The sequence below is a fragment of the Methylobacterium sp. J-070 genome (assembly GCF_022829385.1).
In the GTDB taxonomy this organism is placed as follows: domain Bacteria; phylum Pseudomonadota; class Alphaproteobacteria; order Rhizobiales; family Beijerinckiaceae; genus Methylobacterium.
In genome coordinates this window covers 1-2,229 of record NZ_JAKSXX010000115.1, presented here as the reverse complement: position 1 = coordinate 2,229, position 2,229 = coordinate 1, and the positions used below count along the sequence as shown (strand labels likewise).

At 63.3% G+C, this 2,229-nt stretch carries 2 protein-coding genes; one reads left to right on the top strand and one right to left on the bottom strand.

What is annotated here, in order from left to right:
- Nucleotides 1-100: 100 nt before the first annotated feature.
- Complete coding sequence (locus MKL01_RS36180; protein ID WP_409566230.1) at nt 101-352, bottom strand: DUF6894 family protein; 252 nt, start codon at nt 350-352, stop codon at nt 101-103.
- Between the two features lie 252 nt (nt 353-604).
- Here MKL01_RS36180 and MKL01_RS09105 point away from each other — a divergent pair, with 252 nt between their 5' ends.
- Nucleotides 605-1,315, top strand: a complete 711-nt coding sequence (locus MKL01_RS09105) for a Crp/Fnr family transcriptional regulator (protein ID WP_243904893.1) — start codon at nt 605-607, stop codon at nt 1,313-1,315.
- Nucleotides 1,316-2,229 lie beyond the last annotated feature (914 nt).

Here is a 2,229-nt window from a genome sequence, read left to right as displayed (position 1 = left end):
CGACCTCGCCCGGCTGCGAGCCTTTTGCGGCTTCGATGCAGCCTACCTGCACCTGGAGAATCGCCCGGATCGGCGTTGACCAGCCCGCGCAGTGTAGCTTTCAAGCGGCGTGCGGCGCGGTCCACCATTCCCCAGTCAGCGTGAGCGCTACGCTGTAGAGCGTACGGCCATCCGCGGATCGCACCCGGGCGCTGAGCGCGCGCCGGTCAGCCGGGCCTGGATCACCCTGAGTCATCTCACATAGGGCACGGACAGCCAGGTCGCGCGCCGCCCTAACGTTGGCCAGCTCGTAGCCGTCCTCGTCCGTGACGGTCATCCGCCCATCGTCGGTGTCGATGAAAAAACGTGGCACGGACCTCTACCTCGCTCGGATAGAACAACAAAAATTGTACCCTGCCAGCCAAACCCAATCGCCGAATGTTCGAATTTGATAATACAACGGTCCGCAGGTAAAACAAAATACCTTTTTAATATTTAGTACGTTTTCGTACGGCCCTTCCGTTTCGACGTTTCATCCCCATCTGCGGGTTATCGTCCGCCGACATTCTCGGGCGCGGATGGCTGAGAGACCTCAGGTGCTCTTGCCCTCGACGGGAGCAGCACCGTGTCCCAGCCTCAGCCATCCACCGTGCGCAATCGCCTGCTCCGAGCGCTCGGCTCCGACGACTTCGCTCGGCTCGCTCTTGCGCTGGAGCGCGTGCCGCTGACGCTTGGCGATATTCTGATCGGGCCGCATCGACGGATCGCCTACGCTTACTTCGTCGAGGAGGGGATCGTGTCGGTGGTGGCTGACACAGCCGAGGGCCGGATCGAGATCGGCATCACGGGCTTCGAGGGGCTGGTTGGCACGCCCCTGGTGCTTTCCACCGACCGCACACCGCACATGGCGATCGTCCAGGTCGAGGGCGCAGCTCTGCGCCTTCCCGCCGACGCTCTCCGCGCGGCACTCACGGACAGTCCGACGTTGCGCGGCGTTCTCGGTCGTTACGTGCAGAGTCTCATCGTACAGGTCGGCCAGACGGTGCACGCGGGTAGGGACCTGACCGTGGAAGGTCGGTTAGCGCACTGGATCCTGATGACCCACGATCGGCTCGGGCGGGATGAGCTGCCGCTGACGCACGAGTTCCTGTCGGTGATGCTGGGCGTGCGCCGGCCGGGAGTGACGGCGGCCACGCACACGCTGGAAGGCAACGGGTTGATCACGGCGCGGCGCGGATGCATCACGGTTCGCGACCGGGAGAAGCTGGAGGAGATGGCTGGCGACACTTACGGGGTGGCCGAAGCCGAGTACGAGCGTCTGTTGACCGACGAGTAGGGTGATGCGCAGACGTATCGAAGACCGCGATCACTACGATGCTTGGTTTTCTAACAAAATTGGTATTTCGAACGTTGAAATAGTGCGATGGTGGGATGTCAGGCTGGGGTGTCCAGTCTGATCTCGCTTATCGGCCGCGCGTTGCAACCTACAGGTGAGATGTCCATCCGACATCGTCGTCTGCAGCCTGTGCAGACCAATGTTCGGCGGTGGTCCACGATTAGCAAGGTCGCCGACATGGTAGGGAGCCACGGGGTCGGTCATCCAGTAAGCGATCCAGATATCCGCCGGTTCGTTGGCACGATCCTGCTGATCGAGTGCATCGTCGCCGGGGTGGGTTGGATGTTCTCTTGAGCGGGTCGATGCAACCGGACCCCTTCGAGGCCGTCTGGGATCGCCTCGTCGCGATTGTGACAGACGAAGCTCAAGCGGATGATGCAGCGTGGCTCGCCAACGACGCCGATGCGACAGGGGATGTGGCCGGCGCGCATAGTCTCCGCAGGGTGACGCGGGCGTGGCGGATCTCCGCGATGGAGAAGCGCGGCCAACTCGGCGCGGTGCTAGCCGCAGGCGGCGGCGCCGCGATCAGGGGTGACCGCGGAGCTACGCGTCGCAGCTTATCGAACGGGTGAGGATAAGTATTTGACAGGCTCAGACGGCATCCACTCGCGTTGGCGACATGTGTTTCCGGACAGACTGTGCCGTCTCGCAAAGCTCCTTCGATGGGCGCTGATCCTGACCGTGGCGTTCGGCTCCCCGTCGGCGGGTTGGGCGGCAGGACGTCAGATGGGGCCGGCGGAGACGGCGCTGCGCGCATCGTGCACGGCCGACTATCGCCGTCTTTGCCCCGAGTCTGGCGATGATACCTCCGCAGTTGAAGCCTGCTTCCGACGGAAGATCGGCCAGATATCCCC